We start from the raw sequence: 18,597 nt of genomic DNA, 5'->3' as shown, positions 1-18,597 counted from the left end.
AAGTTTGCGGGTTTATTTTTATTCTTCTTTCAACCATTCTTGTACTGCCCAACGATGACTGCCACGTTTTAATAACAACATCGCATCTGCTGGTGTTACCCAAGCAAGCTCGTTGGTAGTTTCTGTTGGTTCAGCTACTTTTTCCCATTCATCCACAACATAAAAATAGCCTGGATGTTCATAATAGGTATCGCGATGGCTGGAATAGAAATATTCAAGTGCTTCTCCTAAATAATTCCCTACTTTCACCTCAAAACCAACCTCTTCTAGCATTTCCCGATTAATGGCTTGTAAATGGTTTTCTCCTTGTTCGATTTCACCACCAGGTAAAAAGTAGGCTCCATTTGGCGCTTGAACAATAATAATTTCTTGTTTGTTTTCTCGATGAATCACAACATAGGCACCAAAACGCGGTTTGTAAACCTTATTAATTTCTTTTTTTCCAAAAATCGGCTTTTCCATTTTATCCTCCTTGTAAAACTGTTTTCTTTTGATTGTAACGGATAGTTGACTTGCAGACAAGTTTCAGCGTTAAGGAAAATTTGCAAAAAAATGGGACAGTTTTCTTATCAATAAAAAACTGATATGTTATGATAAACATATTGAAATAAGAAAGGATGATGACATTTATGAAAATGGCACACACATGTGTACGCGTAAAAGATTTAGAAGCATCTTTAGACTTCTATACAAAAGCATTTGGTTTTGAAGAAAGCCGTCGTCGCGATTTCCCAGATGCAAAATTCACATTAGTTTATCTAACATTACCTGGAGATGACTATGAACTAGAATTGACTTACAATTATGATCATCCGGGATATGATCTAGGTGATGGTTATGGCCATATTGCTATTTCATCTGATGATGTGGAAGGCTTACATGCTAAACACAAAGAAGCAGGCTTTAACGTAACTGATTTAAAAGGTTTACCAGGAGTTCCTCCTTCATATTATTTCATCATTGATCCAGATGGATACAAAATTGAAGTTATCCGCGAACGCTAATTCGCACAACTCCTTCTACTGATTAGAAGGAGTTATTTTTTATCAAGGAGGTTTGGCATTTGAAACCAATTATTGGTATTGCTGGTAATGAACGTACGATGACTATGGGCGAAACGTTTTGGTTGTCTTATACCTCACGTAATTTTGTAGAAGGCATTCAAGATGCTGGAGGATTGCCGCTAGTCTTACCTATTGGACAACCTGAAGACGCAAAAAGATATATTCAACGAATTGATAAATTACTTTTAGGAGGCGGACATGATGTCAATCCTAAATTATATGGTCAAGAACCTCATCCTTATTTAGAAGAAATTAATGAAAAACGGGATGCTTTTGAATTAAAATTAATTGATGAAGCAATCAAGCAAGGAAAGCCAATTTTTGGGATTTGTCGAGGCATGCAACTAATAAACGTGGCTTTTGGTGGCAGTTTGCACCAAGATATTTCTTTATTTGGTCCCACATCTATTAAACACGTCCAAGAATCTGAAATGACGAAGCAAACGCATCTTGTTCGAATTAAAGCGAATAGTCGCTTGGCAACTTTTTTACCTGAAGATTATTCGGTTAATTCCTATCATCATCAAACTATCAAAAATGTTGCCCCTAATTTTACAGTAATTGCTCAAGCACCAGATGGTATTATCGAAGGAATTGAGGCCAACGATTTACCAATTTTAGCTATTCAATGGCATCCAGAATTAACTCGAAATGCTTTTGCAACTGAACAACAATTATTCACTTATTTTGTTAAAGAATTATAAAAAGACTGTGACATCAGTAAACATTAAAACGAATCCGTCAGACAGTGGGCTGCTAGATTGTAGCACGCCTCACTAGATTGTTTGGATAGTTGTTCAATGTACTGATATCACAGTCTTTTTAATGATACAAAACTTCGAAGGATCCGATTGTTCTAGATCTATTTGTTTCTACAAAAGTTATTAGATATTTTTCCATTATTCCTCTTGTTCTAAATACTTCACTAAATCGTCGCTATGCTCAATAGCGGTCCCATTTTCTCGAGAATCTTCCACCATCGTAATTCCCATAAATTGTTTGTTTTCAGTATCAAAATATAACAAGAAACTATTTTCAATGCCAGTTGTATCTTGTTTTTCTTTGATTTCTGCCGTTCCTGTTTTTGCAGCTAACACAAAATCAGGATTATAAAATTGATGGACATAGCCTTCTTCATCCGAAACGCTGTGCACCAAATCAGCTAAGATGGTTGTTGCAGCTTCTTTGGAAATCACGTTTTCTTTGACCTCCGTCTTTTGATAATCCATTAAGCGTGGATAAGTTAATTGGCCATCATTCATAAAAACACTATACATCGCTGCTTGCTGGATAGGCGAAATGAGTAGTTCTCCTTGACCATACCCTGTATCAGCTAACAGAATATCCGTTGAAAAAGATTTTTCATTAGAAAGAGACGCTGGTTCCATATAGAAAGGCAAATCCAACTCTTCATCAAAAATAAAACGAGACAAGCCTTCTCTGAATTTATCTTCACCCAGCTCTAGAGTTTTTTGTGCGAAATAGATATTATCGGAATAAACGAGCGCTTTCTCCAAATTAATTGGCGAAGCTTCTTTGACGCGAGTCACTTCATACGAACCCCAACTTTGATCTTTTTGCCATTTTAATCCTGAAATCGCTAATTCTTCTTCTGGTTTAATAATGCCTTCATCTAGCCCAATTGCTCCCGTAATGACTTTAAATGTGGAACCAGGTGCATAACGGTTCGTAAAACGAGTCATGAACGGTAATTTTTCATCGTTCGCATATGCATCGTATTCTTTTTGAGTCATTCCCAACATCATTTTATTGGGATCGTAAGAAGGTGAGCTAACTGTCGCTAATAAATCACCGGTTTGTGGTTGCATGATTACTGTAGAACCAGGTGCATTGTCTAGATTTTTAAAGGCTGTTTCTTGAACTTTAGCATCTAGAGTCAATTTTAAGGGGTCAGCATTTTTACGTTCTTTTTCTAATAAAACCGCTTTTACTTCGCCTTCTTCCGTCAAAATTTCAATTTGTCCACCTGATTCGCCACGTAGTTGTTTATCAAAAGTTGCTTCTAGACCAGCTTTTCCAATCACAGCTGTTTCATCTAAAGTTGCGTCTTTTTCGATATCTTCTTGCGTGACTTGGCTCACATAACCAATTAAATGAGCCGCGGCCTCTTTTAACGGATAATAACGCTTATTGACGTGACCAATGACCGCTCCTTCTGGCAAATCTTTTAACGGATTACTTTCTTCATTGCCATATAAAATTTTCACAGGGACAAATACATCTCCCGTTGCCCATTCTGGCGATAAACGTTCTTTTAATTGATCGACGGAAACTGAAAATGCTTCACTAATTGCCTGCAAACGTTGTTCTTTTTCTTCTCCGTCTCCTAGCTTACTAGGGTTTAAACCTAATTGTTGATAGTCACGATTCGTTGCTAACTTTTCACCATTGCGATCCACAATTTCTCCTCGTTCTGCAGGATCCTCTTGGATATTAATTTTATCTTTTCCTTCCATTTGTGGGAAAATCAGACTAGGTGCCCAATCGATGACAGGTTGATTATCCACAAATTCTACCGTTGTTTGGTATGCAACATCTTCTAACTTACCTAATAAAGTATCAAAAGACACTGTATAAGAGATCGTATATTCTTCTTTATTTTTTTTAATTTTCACATCAGAAACTTTGGCGTTATCCGTATGTAATGCAGAAAAAATAAGTTGATATTTATCGAGTACTTCTTCTTTTGTGTAGCCACTGTTTTTAATAGAAGTTGAATTGAAACTCTCGACCATTTTTTCATAAGAACCCTTTTCTAACGCTTCAACGTAGTTATCGGCTAGTTGTTTAACTTCTCGTTCTTTTGTTCCTTGGAAATACCAATAAGTCCCTCCACCAAGTGCGCCAATGGCAACAATGGTCCCGACAATCATTGCTATTTTCTTTGATGTCATTCGTTTTCCCCACTTTCTTTTCCATTAATTATGTCATATCAAAAATTGAAAAGCAAAAAACTTAAGAAAATTTAGAGAGGAACTATCTGTGAAATAAATACAAACAACTGAACTATAGTGAGTGACATTCATTCTATTGAATCATAGAACACTCGTTTATAGTTCAGTTAGTTACGGTTAGATAGACTTACTACGCTTTTTTTAAATGTAAAATGGGAAACGGACGTCCTTGCTCATCCATGTCTGAGCGTTGCATTATATCAAACCCCATATGTTGATAAAAGCCAAGTGCTTCTGGGTTTTGTTCATTCACATCCACCCAATGAATCACGTAGTTCTCTAAAGCTGCTTCTATTAATTTTTTACCATAACCTTTACCACGATAGTCATTATCAATAAATAACATTTCGATTTTTTCATTTTGAATTCCTAAAAAACCAACAAGTTGTTGTTCTTCATACACGCCAAGCAACGTATCAATTGCTAGCAATCCTTGTTTCACTTCGGGCACTAATTCTTTAATATCAGCTTCTGTCAAAAATAAATGTGTCGCTCGGACTGCCGATTCCCAAACAGCAACTAAACACGTAAGTTGCGCTTCACGCTTACTAATTAAATGAATATTCATTTTAAACTCCCTTCAAAGAAATCTACAATTAATTGATACACTAGTTTATTTTCGATTTCATTGAGAACTTCATGTTTCATTTGTGGTAAATCGATAATATCAATATTACGATAACCGATTTGTCTTAATGTATTTTCTGTATCAAGTAAACCTTGTTCACCACCTGTAATATCCCAATCTTCCGCACCAGTAATACTTAAAATTGGTAATTCTGGATGCTGACAGGCAAATTTAACTTGTCTTTTTAGTTCACGGTTTGTTTGCCAAATAGTCGCTACCCCTCGATTGTCATATCCTGGAATCATCCAAGGATCATTCATCGCTTTTTCTACATGCTCCTCATTAGAGGTTAACCAGGTTTTGTCGTCTGAGCCAAAATCAGATAATTTCTTCAAAATCCATGAAAAACTATGCTCGCCAGCTACTTTATTAGCTATTTCAGCAATTACACATGCTAATTTTACATTTTTTTCGTATTGTACGGTTCCAGTTAATAGTAATTTATCAATTTCGGCATCATGTTCTTGTAAATAGACGCGAGCTACCATTGAACCAAACGAATGACCATATAAATAGACTGGTTTATTTGCAAATCGCTGTTTAATAAATGTTGTAATATTGGCTTGGTCCTCAACCATCCGATCTGTACTAGGCATATATCCTAAAACAAACTGCTCGTTAATTGATTGACCATGGCCACGGTTGTCACTGATGACTACGGCATACCCATTTTCTGCTAAATGATGGGCAAAATCTAAATAACGTTTCCGATGCTCCAAAATACCATGAATTATTTGAACAACAGCTTTTACTGGACGATAAGCTGGGCGCACGACACTTAATGCTAATGGTAGACCATCTGATGCGACCAAAAAAATATCTTCTGTCGTCGTTTTAAGTAGTCCTTGTTCATCAAACGGGAGCTCCTCTTCAATAGCAATGGTTTCTGGTCGATTGCGGAATAACGCATAAAATCCAATACCAGCACCAATTAGACTCCCATAAAGTAAGGCTTTTTTCACAATACATTCCTCCTAGTTTTCTCATTAGCTTTATTGTACCGAAAAAACGAAATTTAGACGAACAAAAAAGAGGCTGTGATTCAAGCCTCTTTCCTAATAAACTATCCGAACTATAAAAGTTCGGGTAGTTCCATCTTGTGTTTATCGCTTCTTTTTCAATTAATTTTGACTTTTCATTAAACGGAATGATTGTTTCAATGTCGCTAGAATACCGTTATCATTATAAACTAATACATTTGATTTATACATTTTGGCACAACCAAGTGTTAACGCAATCGTTGCAACGATTAAAATTGCTACCGAAATTAACGCACTGCCAATACCAACTGTCTCATTTGCCAAGCGAATTGGCATAATGTAAGACGATAAGAACGGAATGTATGAGGTCACACGAATCACAATATTATTAGGATCCATTGCGCCCAACATGATTCCAAGCATATAACCACCTAATGATAGATACGTAACTGGTAAAATAACTTTCGAGGTATCTTCTGCTTTATTGACTAATGAGCCACATAGAGCTGCTAAAACAGCATAAATGAAAATACCTAATAAAACAAAAATTAATGTAAAGATTAAAAAGTTGCCTAAAATAGCTTGCAATGAAATGTTGGCTAAGAATGTTTTTACCACTTCCATATCTTTTACCCAATTATAACTAATGGCAAAAGCTACTGCATAAACCACCATTTGTGTTAAGGCAACTAATAAAATTCCAAATAATTTACCATAAAAATGTGTTTGTGCGCGTGTACTTGATAAGATTACCTCCATGATACGAGTGCCTTTTTCAGAAGCAATCTCTTGAGCAATAATTCCCGCATAGGTCATGATAAAAACAAATAAAAGAATCGTCCCACCAAAACTAATAATGTATTGGACGGCACTATTGTCTTCCCCAATCATCATTTTACCATTGTCGTCAAAGTTTACTTTTTGCTTCGTAAATTCGGCTGGTTGATTAAGACTTGCTACTTGTTCAGTGGTTAAACCTAATTGTTGTGCGCGAGCAGAGCCTTGAATACTAGATAAAATTTGTTGTAAGGTTAATTCAGTTGCTTGTCCTAAACTGGATTCACTGAACAACTCTCCCTTAACCGTAGTATCTGTTGCATGTAATACAAGAAAGGCATCGATTTTTTCTTCACTCATTTGTTTTTCCGCATCTGCTTGGGAATCTAAAACCACAAACTTATACGCCTCGTTTGCTGTTTGAGCCATCGCTTCAGCTAACTCTTGTTGATCAGAAACTATCGCAATTTTATCAACATCGCTTGCACGACTAGCAAATTGCCCACCTGCATAAGCCAATCCGCCAATAATAAATGGTACCAGTAACATAATAAAAAATGAGACTGATTTTACATTCTTTTTGTAAACATCGCTTGCAATCACCCAAAATTTATTCATTGATGTCACCTGCTTTCAATTTAAAGATTTCTTCTAGCGTCGGTGGTTGTTGATTAAACATTGGAATATAACCATCTGCGGTTGCTAGATTGAATAATTCTTTACCAGCTTCAGGGTTGCTTAAAGTAATCTCCAACGAGCCATCTTCACGTGTTTTAACTTGTTGAATATCCTTCATTTGTTCAATAGACTCTTTGTTTAGACTAGATTCCAAAAAAACTTTGGTTCGTCCAAATGATTCACGTATTTCATGAACTTTCCCGTTTAAAACCATCGCACCATTACGTAACATAATCAAATGATCACATATTTTTTCCACATTATCCATATTATGACTTGAAAAAATAACGCATGAGCCCTTTGATTTTAATTCGATAATACCGTCTTTTAAAAGTTCCGCATTTACTGGATCCAAGCCACTAAACGGTTCATCTAAAATGACTAATTTAGGTTCATGAATTAAGGTAGAAATCAATTGCACTTTTTGCTGATTTCCTTTCGACAAAGATTTAATTTTATCCGTCTTTTTTCCCTTTACTTGAAATTTATCCATCCATTCATCAATTTTAGGTTCAATTTCTTTTTTAGTTTTTCCTCTTAATTTAGCAAAATAAATTAATTGATCTTGAATCGAAACTTTCGGATATAATCCGCGTTCTTCTGGTAAATAACCAATTACATTGTAATCTTTGGCACTTAATGGTTGCCCATTCCATAAGACTTCCCCACGATCTGCTCGTAAAAAGTCTAAAATCAAACGAAAAGTCGTCGTTTTTCCCGCGCCATTTTGTCCGATTAATCCCATAATTTCGCCATCTTGAATTTGAAACGACAAATCATCGACTGCCTTGTATTCGCCAAATTTTTTGACTAAATGCTTTGCTTCTAACATATTAACTCCTCCTCTAGTTCTCTCAGAAAAAATACCCAAAAATAAAACCGATTAATCCACCAAGAATCGCACCTAATAATAAGTTAAATAATGTATCTAACCAAAAACGCTGCTTCTTAGCAAATGCTTCGGGATTGCTAAAAAATTCTGAACGATCTTTATATCGCCAACGCATTAAACGTCCTCCGATAAAATAAATAAGTGGAAAGAAAAATAATCCTATTCCAGCTCCGATAAAAAGACCGCTAAAAAAATTCTTTTCTACAAGTTGGTAAGATAACAAAATAGTTACTAACGCTAAGATAATAACCCCTACGATAGTTGTTTTAAATGAATTTTTAAACAGCCATTTTTGCTCTACTTCTAGACGTTCTGCATAACTTGCTTTGTCCGAAAAAATATTAGGCGTGTCTGGGTCAGCCATAAAATAGAAATATCTTTTGTGATAATTGCTTAAATAGGTCCAACCACTGGCTTCATACATTTCTAAATACTCATCTATTTCTTCTTGTGTTTGATTTCCTGTATAAAAATCAATCGCAAATTGTTTCTCTTGAATGGGTGCTTTTTCAAAAACCAAAAATCCTAATTGGTTCATTTTGACAAATTGCCATCCTTTACGTGCTTGCTTAGCCAGCCTTAACATTTCTTTTTCTGCATAAAAGCTAACACCTAAGCTATATAAATATTTCTGCTTCAACGTCAATCCCCTCCCAACACTAATCAAATTGTTCCAACATTTTTGCACCTGCTTGATAAAATATTTTTCGTCGTTGGACTTCTTTTTTTAACACATCAATTCCTTTTGGTGTGATATGATAAATCTTTTTACGATCCGAGCTTTCTTCTAATCGAATCCATTCACTTTTGACTAGTTTTTTTAAGATGGTATACATACTTGCAGGTCCAATCTCAACTTTTCCTTCTGTTAAAACAGTTATTTCCTTCATAATGGCATAACCATGTTGCGGTTTTAATAAAGCTAATAAAATTAAATAGGTGGAATCTGTTAATGTTTCATCCATCTTAATCACCTCACCTATATCATCATCCGATATATCACTTAATGATATAGTAGCAAGTGATATATTTTTTGTCAATTGACAACTAACATGAGGAAAAATACCAAAAAAACTAGCAATCTTTCAAAAGATTGCTAGCTTTGGTTTATAATTCGACGACTTGTCCGATATTTTTTTCTGCTGCAGTGTCTAAAATTTGTTTTGTCACTGCTAAGTCTTGTAAAGCAATTCCTGTTGAATCAAAAACTGTAATTTCTTCGGCTGATTGCCGCCCAGCTACTTGTCCTAACAATAAATGCCCAATTTCGGTTAGTTGTTCAGGTTGCACTTTGCCACTTTGAATAGGTATTTCTAATTCCCCAACCGTCATCGATTGATTCAAGTCATCGACAAAAATCCGAGCTGATTCTATAATAGCCGTTTCAATTTCTTGCTTGCCACCCATGTCAGCTCCCATACAGCTAATGTGGGTCCCTGGTTGAAGCCATTCTTTTTTGATAAAAGGCTCTTTAGCAGGTGTCGCAGTCACAATAATCTCACTGATTGGCACAGCCTCTTTTAATGGCAACGCCACAATCTCAATTGTTTGAATATGCTCAATTATTTCAGGTAGCTCGTCAATCAAGGGACTCGACTCAACTAAATTCAACAGCTGCTTGCGACAAGTTGTCGCAAAATTTTCTGCTGAATCTGAATCACGTGGACTACTTATAATCACTTTTTGAATTCGAGGGACTGCAATCATATGACTAAGAATTTCAAACAATGCCAAGTGTCCTGTGCCAGCCATTAACAAAGTCGTTGCGTCTTCTCTGGCTAACCATTTACTACCAATGGCCCCCGCAGCACCTGTACGGACACCTGTAATATATCCTGCATCCACTAAGCCAATCGGTTGTCCTGTTTCGCTATCAAATAGCATTGTGGTTCCGTATAAAGCAGGTAGATTTTTCTTCGGATTTTCACCATACCAAGAAACTAATTTCAAGCCGTAAATGGCTAATTCTTTCATGTAACCCGATTTGATATCCATGTCAGCGACACCTGGTTCAAATTCATAAAAAATCATCGGCCATAGAGTGCTGTTTTCCAAAGCTTTACTACGATATACTTTTTCAACTGTCGCAATAGTTTGTTTTGGTGACAACACTTGTTGCACCATTTGTTGACTTAATACACGAATTTTACTCACAATAATTCTCCTTTATTTATCTAATTTTGCAAGAAAATCAGATAAACGTTCCAAACCAGCAATCATACGCTCTTCTGGTTCTCTGGCATAACCCATACGAAAACATTTTTCTAAATCAAAAACAAAACCGGGCATTAATAAAACACTTTGCTCTTCAATCACTCGACGGCAAAACTCTTCAGAATTCAGTGAACTTTCGTATGAAGGCAATGCCACCGTACCACCTTTAAATGGTGTACATGATAATTTAGGCTCACTATCAATCCATTTTGTAAACATTTCAGCACGCGCAGTTGTAATCGCCATATTTCGTTGATGTACCACATCTTTATGTTTTAACGCTAGTGCCGCAATGTATTCATCAATTCCACCATTACTAATCATCGTGTAATCACGATGAATGTGAACAGCTTCCATAAATGACTGATCTTGAGAAGCAATCCAACCTAAACGCAAACCAGCTAAGGCAAAGGCTTTCGACATGCTTCCCAAACTTATTCCTTTTTCGTATAAATCAGCCACTGATGCCGAAAAACCAACATTGTGAGTTAGCCCACGATAGGCTTCATCACAAATCAGATACGCATCATGTTGACGGGCAATGGTTACCATTTGTTGTAAATGTTCGTCACTCACCACATCGCCTGTAGGATTATTAGGATTATTAAACACAATTGCTTTGGTCTGATCAGTCGTTAATGCAGCTAATTTATCCAAATCGATGGTATATCCTGTCGGGGTCGCTTCTAAAAACAGATAATCCACTTTTGCACCAATTGATTCGGGAACAGAATAGATTTGTTGGTACGCAGGTAAAATTGCTACTACATGATCACCAGGTTCAATCACCGTCACCATCGTCAAATGCGAAGCTCCCACTCCACCATGTGTTGAGATAACTTGCTCTTGAGAGATAGTATCATAAAGTTGTGCAATTCCAGCACGATAATCGGGATGACCTTCAATAACACCATAATTTAATTTACGTGAGAAAATATCTTCTTTTATTTTTTGTTCATCTTCACCAGTTAGTTGAATTAATTCTTGTAACGAAAATGGCATAATCGATGTACTTGTTAAATTATAATCCACTTCCGTTTCATAAATGTTTAACCAGCGTTCAACGCCAAATGGTTTAATATACATGTTTTATTACTTCCAATCTTTAATTAATGTAATACTTTACTCAAGAAATCAATGGTTCTTGGATGAGATGGTTGATCGAATAATGCTTCTGGTGTTCCTTCTTCAACAATTTTCCCGCCATCCATAAATAATACGCGGTCGCCCACTTCTTTGGCAAATCCCATTTCATGCGTCACAATTACCATTGTCATTCCAGCTTTAGCTAAATCTTTCATAACATTTAATACTTCGCCAACCATTTCAGGGTCTAAGGCAGAAGTAGGTTCATCAAACAACATCACATCTGGATCCATTGCAAGTGCTCGAGCAATCGCAATCCGTTGTTTTTGTCCACCAGATAATGAATTAGGATACGCATCAGCTTTTTCAGCTAGACCCACTTGATTCAATAAACGCATCCCATTTTCTTTTGCTTGGTCAGGTGTTCGCAAGCCAACTTTTACCGGTGCTAAACAAATATTTTCCATTACTGTTTTATGAGGAAATAAATTGAAGGATTGGAAAACCATTCCTAATTTTTCGCGAACTTTAAAAATATCAATTTTTGGATCAGTTAATTCTTGATTTTCAAAAATAATCGACCCTTTTGTCGGCACTTCTAATAAATTTAAACAACGTAAAAAGGTACTCTTTCCTGAACCAGAAGGACCGATGACTACAACAACTTCTCCTTTTTGGATGGTTGTATCAATTCCATTTAATACTTGGTTATCACCAAATGCTTTATGCAAATCAACTACTTTAATCAACTCTGTCATTTCTTTCATCTCCTTCTAAATTTTTGATGAACGGGCTAGTCTTTTTTCAAATCGTGAGACTAACCAAGAAACACTCCATGTAATAATGAAGTAAATAACGGCTGCAATCAATAATGATTCCATTGTACGATAAGTTGCTGCTTTAACGGTATCGGCAACAAACATTAATTCGGATACGGCAATTACTGATAGAAGTGAAGTCTCTTTAATCATCGATACAAATTCATTTCCTAAAGCGGGTAGAATGTTACGGATTGCTTGCGGCAAAATGATTTCTTTCATTGTTGTTCGGCGATCTAAGCCAAGTGAATAGCCGGCTTCCATTTGTCCACTATCCACTGCATTGATTCCTGAACGAATAATCTCAGCAACATACGCACTTGAATTAATGGATAATGCAATACATCCTGGAATCAATCGAGCAATATTAATATCCCAAATATGAATCGCTGGGATTTTCAGTAACGTAGATAGACCAAAATAAAAGATAAAGACTTGTAGCAAGGCTGGTGTGCCTCGTAGGACTTGAATATAAAAATAAGCAATACTACTGATAATCTTATTCGTTGATAGACGTAATAATGCCACCAATATTCCTAATAATGTTCCTGCAATCACACAGACAAAAGCTACACCTATTGTGGTCAACGCACCTTTTAAGAAAAGTGGGCCATAAATTTGCAAGGTACTCCGTGAATCGATATCGCCTGCTTTGGCTTCTTCAATATTTTTTTCGAGAAGTTCTTCAATCAAGCCTTCTTCTTGCATATCAGCAATAATTCGATTGACTTCCGTAATCAATGTTTGACTTTCTTTTGGAAAAGCAATTGATTGTGCTGTTTTTTCTTCTGGTACCTCAATTTCAATATCAGCAATCACAAGATTCGGATAAATATCCAAATAATTTCGTGCAGCTAAGTAACCCACAACGCCCGCATCAACCGTTCCAGCATTGATTTCGGCAATTACTTCAGGCAACTTCCCTAAAGAAACTGGATGTGCATGACCAATGTAGTCATGTAAAATTGTTTCTTGTGTTGAACCTTTTTGAGCCGCTACTTCTTTGCCTGTTAGTGAGTCAAGTGACGTAAACTGCTCTTCCTTATCTTTAGTTGTCAAAATAACAAAAGGCAAATTATGATAACTATCTGAAAAACTAATAACTTCTTTTCGTTCAGGTGTCGGATTAAATCCAGCTAAGGCCATATCAAATTCACCCGCTTGAACACTTGGTACCAATCCATCAAATTTCATATTGGTAATTTCTAATTCTACACCTAATTCTTCAGCAATTTTCTTAGCAATATCAATATCAAATCCAACAATCTCTTCTTTCCCATTGTTCATACGAATGTATTCTTTGGGTGGATTATCTGCTGATGTTCCTACTATTAATGTCCCACGATCTAAGACTTTTTGTAATGAATCATCTGTCTGTGCAAAAACATCTACACTCCATAACATAGGTAGAAAAACCACTAACATACCTATTAAACCAATTACCTTTTTTCTCATAGGTAAACCTCCTAATTAATGAATATTTTTATAATTATTCATTTTCCTTCCTCGTATTATAGTTCATTTTCAACAACTTTTTCAAGGAAATGTTTTAATTTTCTGAATTTTTGCCAAGAAAAAAAAAAGCCAGCTTCAAAAGCTAGCTTTCTTCTTGATGTAATTCATGATAGACATTTTGAGCAACTTTTTCTGGTAATCCATGTGCTCGTAGCTCTTCTATTGTTGCTTCTTGAATTTTTTTCAGAGATTTAAATTCTTTTAATAACATTTTCTTTCGTTTAGGTCCTAAGCCCTCAATTCCGTCTAAACGAGATGAAAAACTATTTTTGCTACGTAGTTGGCGATGGAAAGTAATTGCAAACCGATGCACTTCATCTTGAATCCGCTGAAGTAAAAAGAATTCCGCTGAATTACGTTCTAAAGGCACCACTGCTAATTCGGAACCAAATAACATTTCACTCGTTTTGTGTTTATCATTCTTGGCTAAACCAGCAATTGGAATATCTAAACCTAATTGATTTTCTAACACATCTCTCGCAACATCTACTTGTCCTTTGCCACCATCAATGATAATCAAATCGGGGAATGGCAGATTTTCTTTTAAAACACGAGCATATCGGCGATAAATCACTTCACGCATGGACGCATAATCATCGGGACCTTTGACCGTTTTAATTTTATATTTACGATATTCATTTTTAGCAGGTTTCCCATCAATAAAAACAACCATTGCCGAAACCGGATCCGTTCCCATAATATTTGAGTTATCAAATGCTTCAATCCGTGTTGGCGTCGGAATGCCCATGACATTGCCCAATTTCTCAACAGCACCAATCGTTCGTTCTTCCTTGCGTTGGATTAAATCAAATTTCTCAGATAAAGCAACCTTGGCATTTTTGCTCGCTAATTCGACGAGTTTCTTCTTTTCGCCACGTTTGGGCTGTAAAATTTTTGTTTCCAGTAGTGCTTGCACACTTTCTTGATCAATGTCATCCGGAATCAAGACTTCTTTGGGAATAATATGTTCATTTTCTTGGTAAAATTGACCAATATACGTTAGAAAATCTTCGCTTGCTTCATTATAAAAAGGGAAAATAGACACATCGCGTTCAATTAACTTTCCTTGGCGTACAAAAAATACCTGTACACACATCCAGCCTTTATCTACTGAATAACCAAACACATCTCGGTCCATCAAATCTGTTTGAGTCATTTTTTGGCGAGTCATAACAGTTTCAATCGCTCGAATTTGATCACGGTATTCCGCAGCTTTTTCAAATTCCATATTCATTGCAGCATCATTCATTTTAGCTTCTAAATCAGCTTGAATCTGACTATGGCCGCCACTTAAAAACTGCTTGATTTCTTTCACCATCTCTGTGTAAGTTTCTTTAGGTACATCAAAGACACACGGTGCCAAACATTGTCCCATATGATAATATAAGCAAACTTCTTTCGGCAATACTTTACATTTGCGTAAGGGAAATAACCGATCTAATAATTTTTTCGTTTCATTTGCCGCACGCACATCAGGATACGGGCCAAAATAAAGTGCTTTATCTTTTAAAACTTTACGAGTAATTAACAGTCGTGGATAAGCTTCGTTCGTAATTTTAATAAACGGATACGTTTTATCATCTTTTAACATGATATTGTATTTAGGATCATTTTTCTTAATTAGATTAATCTCCAACAACAATGCTTCAATGTTAGATTCCGTTACAATATATTCAAAATCTTCAATTTCACTGACTAAACGCTCCGTCTTGGTATCATGACTTCCGGTAAAATAAGAACGGACACGATTTTTTAAAATTTTCGCTTTTCCGACATAAATAATCGTGCCATTTTTATCTTTCATCAAATAACATCCAGGTTGATCAGGTAATAAGGCTAATTTATTTTTAATTTGCTCATTCATGCAAACGACATCCTCCGTTCTTTCTGTATTATTATAGCACATCGGAACATCCGTTCGTAGTGTTTTAGTTTTATGTAAATTTGTTTAACGCTTGCTGTGATAGAGTAAAATAATAGCTATTCTCGCTCTCCTTTCAGTCGGCGAATCATAGTGATTCCTTACGGGTAACTACTCTCGCTTCGTTCGACTAGTACTGCTCATCAGCTATTCTCGCTCTCCTTCCAGTCGGCGAATCATAGTGATTCGCAGTAAAAAACCTGAGATGTGTCATACATCTCAGGTTCTCTTTCTTACATGTGTGGTGCAATCATTGCTTCGATTTGTTCTTTTGTTTGGACACCGATTGCTTTATCAACGACTTGGCCGTCTTTTTTCAAGATTAATGTTGGAATGCTCATTACACCAAATGATGCAGGTGTTTCTGGGTTTTCATCAACATCCATTTTTACGATTTTGAATTCATCTTCATCATAATTTTCAGCTAATTGTTCTAAAATTGGTGCTTGCATACGGCAAGGTCCACACCAAGTTGCCCAAAAGTCAATTAATACTAAACCTTTATCTGTTTCTTCAGCGAATGTTGCATCTGTAATATTTTTTGCCATTTTTGTAACCTCCAATATTCAATATCAAAAGTATAGCATCTTCATTTACACTTGAAAACTATCTTGCTTACTCTTGATAAGTTATTTAAATTTCACGATTGTTGCTCCATTACCACCTTGGTTTGCTGGAGCAAATTCATAACTTTTTACACTGCGATGATTTTTTAGATACTCAATGATTCCTTGGCGTAAAGCACCGGTTCCCTTTCCATGAACGACTGTTACTTGGGGATAACCAGCTAAAATTGCGGCATCTAAATATTGGTCGACTTCATTTAACGCTTCTTCGTAACGTTTGCCACGTAAATCTAATTGATTGGAGACATGAGAACTATCTGCTGAACGAACAGTATTCACAATTCGTTGAACCGGTTCTTTTACAGGGGCAACAGGTTGAATATCTGCTTCATCAACTTTCATTTTTAGAATGCCTAGTTGAACTTCCCATTGTCCATTTGAGGTTTGCTTAATCAATTCACCACGTTGTCCATAAGAAGTTACTAGAACTTCATCGCCTGCTTTTAACTTTTTCGCTTGTTTGGCTTTTTTCAAGACTTTGTTTTTCTTCAAATGGTTTTCTTCTTGATGTAAATCGGAAAGACGTGTTTTAGCATCAATTAACTCATGTTCTTTTACGCGAGCTTGTCCACCTGTTAATTGCATCTTACGAATATCTGAGATAATTTTCTCGGATTCTTCTTTCGCTTCTTCTACAATTTGATTGGCTTTTTGACGCGCTTTCGCTAGTTCTTTTTCACGTTCTTCAAAGAAATAACCATACGCATCCTGTAATTCTTTATGCAAGCGTTGGGCTTCATCAACATATTGACGAACTTCCAAATATTCTGTTTCGGCCATTTTACGACGATTTTCTAAGTCGGCAATCATGTCGTTCAAATCTTGACTTTCGCCGTCCATAATTTGTTTGGCCGCATCAATAATGTGACCTGTCAAGCCAAGTCGTTTTGAAATCTCAAAGGCATTACTACGGCCTGGAACACCGATTAGTAAACGATAAGTTGGACTTAACGTATCCACATCAAATTCCATTGAAGCGTTCACTGTTTTAGATCGGTTATAACCATAGACTTTTAATTCAGGATAATGCGTTGTTGCCATGACATAAGCAGACTTTGCTCCAATTTCATCTAAAATTGCAATGGCTAAAGCTGCCCCTTCTTGAGGGTCAGTCCCCGCACCTAATTCATCAAACAAAACTAAGCTGTCACTATCTACCTTATCTAAAATCGCAACGATATTGGTCATATGTGAAGAGAATGTAGACAAACTCTGCTCAATTGATTGTTCATCGCCAATATCGGCAAAAATTTCTTTAAAAATTCCCATTTGACTTTCTTCATCAACAGGAATAGGCAAACCAGATTGCCCCATTAATTGTAGTAAACCTAGTGTTTTTAAAGTAATTGTTTTACCACCTGTATTCGGACCGGTGATTACCACTGCTTGATACTCGTCTCCAATCAAAATATCATTTGCTACGACTTTTTCTTGATCGATTAATGGATGACGCGCTTGTTTAAAGAAGACATGATTTTCTTCACTAATCGCTGGAACAACAGCTTTTAGTTCTTTTGCAAAGCGTGCTTTTCCGTTCATAAAATCAAATTTTCCAATAACATACGCATTATGAAGAATATCTTTACGATACGGAACTAATTCCGCAGACAATTCAGATAAAATACGAGAAATTTCATTACGCTCTGCAATTTGGTGCTGACGCAATCGATTATTTAATTCGACAATTTGACGAGGTTCAATAAATAAGGTTTGTCCTGAAGCACTTTGATCATGAACAACACCTCCAAAAATCCCACGATATTCTTGTTTTACAGGAATTACATAACGTTCATTACGCATAGTAACAATCGCGTCACTTAAATAACGAGCATTACTTCCACGGACAATATTATCAAGACTCTCTCGAATCGTTTGTTCACTACGACGAATATTGCCACGAATGATTCGTAATTCGGATGAAGCATCGTCAGTCACACGTCCATCTTCATCAATTGCGGTTTTTAATCGACGACTTAATTCAGGTAACGTCGTCAGCTGTTCTTCCCAATCGTACAAACGTTGAAATTCAATTTCGCTATCACGTAAATCTTCTAAAAAACGTTTGACTTCATTCGTTGTTGATAAAACTCGTGAGACTTGTGCTAATTCGATACCATTCAAATCCGCCCCAATCTCAATTCGTTTCATATGGGGACGAATATTTTCAATTTTAGGTACAGGGATTCCGCCACGCAGACGTTGCGCTTTAATCCCATCTTCTGTTTCTTCTAACCAAGCAGTAATGACTTGTATATCTGTTACGGGCAATAAATCACGCAATTCTTCTTGTCCTTGGGCAGTCACTAAATATTGCGAAATCTGTTGTTTTACTTGATTGAACTCTAGTGTTTCTAAAATCCGTTTATTCATTCATTATTCACCTACATTTCTTCATTCATTTTGTTGCCAATAAAAGAGAGCAG

At 36.2% G+C, this 18,597-nt stretch carries 17 protein-coding genes; 2 read left to right on the top strand and 15 right to left on the bottom strand.

Annotation, left to right across the window (positions count from 1 at the left end):
- Nucleotides 1-18 precede the first annotated feature (18 nt).
- Nucleotides 19-462, bottom strand: coding sequence for an NUDIX hydrolase (locus DOK78_RS06505; protein WP_207941157.1), 444 nt, complete (start codon nt 460-462; stop codon nt 19-21).
- A gap of 167 nt (nt 463-629) precedes the next feature.
- Between DOK78_RS06505 and DOK78_RS06500 the strand changes: the two genes are divergently transcribed.
- Nucleotides 630-1,004, top strand: coding sequence for a VOC family protein (locus DOK78_RS06500; RefSeq protein WP_207941158.1), 375 nt, complete (start codon nt 630-632; stop codon nt 1,002-1,004).
- 59 nt (nt 1,005-1,063) lie between these two features.
- The gene (locus DOK78_RS06495; RefSeq protein WP_207941160.1) at nt 1,064-1,768 is read left to right on the top strand and encodes a gamma-glutamyl-gamma-aminobutyrate hydrolase family protein; all 705 of its coding nucleotides are present in this window, start codon (nt 1,064-1,066) and stop codon (nt 1,766-1,768) included.
- 195 nt (nt 1,769-1,963) lie between these two features.
- Here the strand turns inward: DOK78_RS06495 and DOK78_RS06490 are convergent, their stop codons facing one another.
- The 14 genes from DOK78_RS06490 to DOK78_RS06425 form a co-directional block, all read right to left on the bottom strand.
- On the bottom strand, nt 1,964-3,979 hold the full coding sequence (locus DOK78_RS06490) for a penicillin-binding transpeptidase domain-containing protein (RefSeq protein WP_207941162.1): 2,016 nt from the start codon (nt 3,977-3,979) through the stop codon (nt 1,964-1,966).
- A 190-nt stretch (nt 3,980-4,169) separates the two neighbouring features.
- Nucleotides 4,170-4,607 carry a GNAT family N-acetyltransferase gene (locus tag DOK78_RS06485; protein ID WP_207941164.1) on the bottom strand — a complete coding sequence of 146 codons (438 nt, stop codon included), beginning with the start codon at nt 4,605-4,607 and terminating at the stop codon, nt 4,170-4,172.
- On the bottom strand, nt 4,604-5,629 hold the full coding sequence (locus DOK78_RS06480) for an alpha/beta fold hydrolase (protein ID WP_207941166.1): 1,026 nt from the start codon (nt 5,627-5,629) through the stop codon (nt 4,604-4,606). The genes DOK78_RS06485 and DOK78_RS06480 overlap by 4 nt, the downstream gene beginning before the upstream one ends.
- A 159-nt stretch (nt 5,630-5,788) precedes the next feature.
- A complete protein-coding gene (locus DOK78_RS06475) occupies nt 5,789-7,042 on the bottom strand; it encodes an ABC transporter permease (RefSeq protein WP_207941168.1) in 1,254 nt (417 codons plus the stop codon).
- The gene (locus DOK78_RS06470) at nt 7,035-7,934 is read right to left on the bottom strand and encodes an ABC transporter ATP-binding protein (protein ID WP_207941170.1); all 900 of its coding nucleotides are present in this window, start codon (nt 7,932-7,934) and stop codon (nt 7,035-7,037) included. The genes DOK78_RS06475 and DOK78_RS06470 overlap by 8 nt, the downstream gene beginning before the upstream one ends.
- A gap of 22 nt (nt 7,935-7,956) precedes the next feature.
- Nucleotides 7,957-8,634 carry a DUF2812 domain-containing protein gene (locus DOK78_RS06465; RefSeq protein ID WP_207941172.1) on the bottom strand — a complete coding sequence of 226 codons (678 nt, stop codon included), beginning with the start codon at nt 8,632-8,634 and terminating at the stop codon, nt 7,957-7,959.
- A 19-nt stretch (nt 8,635-8,653) separates the two neighbouring features.
- Nucleotides 8,654-8,959 (bottom strand): PadR family transcriptional regulator, encoded by a 306-nt coding sequence (locus DOK78_RS06460; RefSeq protein ID WP_207941173.1) that lies wholly within the window; start codon nt 8,957-8,959, stop codon nt 8,654-8,656.
- Nucleotides 8,960-9,101: 142 nt separating this feature from the next.
- Nucleotides 9,102-10,148, bottom strand: coding sequence for an ornithine cyclodeaminase family protein (locus tag DOK78_RS06455; protein WP_207941175.1), 1,047 nt, complete (start codon nt 10,146-10,148; stop codon nt 9,102-9,104).
- 12 nt (nt 10,149-10,160) lie between these two features.
- On the bottom strand, nt 10,161-11,294 hold the full coding sequence (locus tag DOK78_RS06450) for an aminotransferase class I/II-fold pyridoxal phosphate-dependent enzyme (protein WP_207941177.1): 1,134 nt from the start codon (nt 11,292-11,294) through the stop codon (nt 10,161-10,163).
- A 23-nt stretch (nt 11,295-11,317) separates the two neighbouring features.
- Nucleotides 11,318-12,052, bottom strand: a complete 735-nt coding sequence (locus DOK78_RS06445; protein WP_279381652.1) for an amino acid ABC transporter ATP-binding protein — start codon at nt 12,050-12,052, stop codon at nt 11,318-11,320.
- A 15-nt stretch (nt 12,053-12,067) separates the two neighbouring features.
- Nucleotides 12,068-13,567 (bottom strand): ABC transporter substrate-binding protein/permease, encoded by a 1,500-nt coding sequence (locus DOK78_RS06440; RefSeq protein ID WP_207941179.1) that lies wholly within the window; start codon nt 13,565-13,567, stop codon nt 12,068-12,070.
- A 142-nt stretch (nt 13,568-13,709) separates the two neighbouring features.
- Nucleotides 13,710-15,491 carry an excinuclease ABC subunit UvrC gene (gene uvrC, locus DOK78_RS06435; protein WP_207941180.1) on the bottom strand — a complete coding sequence of 594 codons (1,782 nt, stop codon included), beginning with the start codon at nt 15,489-15,491 and terminating at the stop codon, nt 13,710-13,712.
- Nucleotides 15,492-15,781: 290 nt separating this feature from the next.
- Nucleotides 15,782-16,096, bottom strand: a complete 315-nt coding sequence (gene trxA, locus DOK78_RS06430) for a thioredoxin (protein ID WP_207941181.1) — start codon at nt 16,094-16,096, stop codon at nt 15,782-15,784.
- 81 nt (nt 16,097-16,177) lie between these two features.
- Nucleotides 16,178-18,544 (bottom strand): endonuclease MutS2, encoded by a 2,367-nt coding sequence (locus DOK78_RS06425; protein ID WP_207941182.1) that lies wholly within the window; start codon nt 18,542-18,544, stop codon nt 16,178-16,180.
- Between the last annotated feature and the right edge of the window lie 53 nt (nt 18,545-18,597).

Origin of the sequence: Enterococcus sp. DIV2402 (assembly GCF_017426705.2) — a bacterium.
GTDB classification, from domain to species: Bacteria; Bacillota; Bacilli; order Lactobacillales; family Enterococcaceae; genus Enterococcus_F; species Enterococcus_F lowellii.
Note: the sequence above shows the minus strand (reverse complement) of the source record. Positions and strands in the feature narration are given on the sequence as shown.

Excerpts from the sequence above, each read along its gene's own strand:
- DOK78_RS06505 (WP_207941157.1), bottom strand. The coding sequence starts at position 462 with ATGGAAAAGCCGATTTTTGGAAAAAAAGAAATTAATAAGGTTTACAAA.
- DOK78_RS06470 (WP_207941170.1), bottom strand. The coding sequence starts at position 7,934 with ATGTTAGAAGCAAAGCATTTAGTCAAAAAATTTGGCGAATACAAGGCA.
- DOK78_RS06500 (WP_207941158.1), top strand. The coding sequence starts at position 630 with ATGAAAATGGCACACACATGTGTACGCGTAAAAGATTTAGAAGCATCT.
- trxA (WP_207941181.1), bottom strand. The coding sequence starts at position 16,096 with ATGGCAAAAAATATTACAGATGCAACATTCGCTGAAGAAACAGATAAA.
- uvrC (WP_207941180.1), bottom strand. The coding sequence starts at position 15,491 with ATGAATGAGCAAATTAAAAATAAATTAGCCTTATTACCTGATCAACCT.
- DOK78_RS06425 (WP_207941182.1), bottom strand. The coding sequence starts at position 18,544 with ATGAATAAACGGATTTTAGAAACACTAGAGTTCAATCAAGTAAAACAA.
- DOK78_RS06440 (WP_207941179.1), bottom strand. The coding sequence starts at position 13,567 with ATGAGAAAAAAGGTAATTGGTTTAATAGGTATGTTAGTGGTTTTTCTA.
- DOK78_RS06475 (WP_207941168.1), bottom strand. The coding sequence starts at position 7,042 with ATGAATAAATTTTGGGTGATTGCAAGCGATGTTTACAAAAAGAATGTA.
- DOK78_RS06445 (WP_279381652.1), bottom strand. The coding sequence starts at position 12,052 with ATGACAGAGTTGATTAAAGTAGTTGATTTGCATAAAGCATTTGGTGAT.
- DOK78_RS06460 (WP_207941173.1), bottom strand. The coding sequence starts at position 8,959 with ATGGATGAAACATTAACAGATTCCACCTATTTAATTTTATTAGCTTTA.
- DOK78_RS06490 (WP_207941162.1), bottom strand. The coding sequence starts at position 3,979 with ATGACATCAAAGAAAATAGCAATGATTGTCGGGACCATTGTTGCCATT.
- DOK78_RS06450 (WP_207941177.1), bottom strand. The coding sequence starts at position 11,294 with ATGTATATTAAACCATTTGGCGTTGAACGCTGGTTAAACATTTATGAA.
- DOK78_RS06485 (WP_207941164.1), bottom strand. The coding sequence starts at position 4,607 with ATGAATATTCATTTAATTAGTAAGCGTGAAGCGCAACTTACGTGTTTA.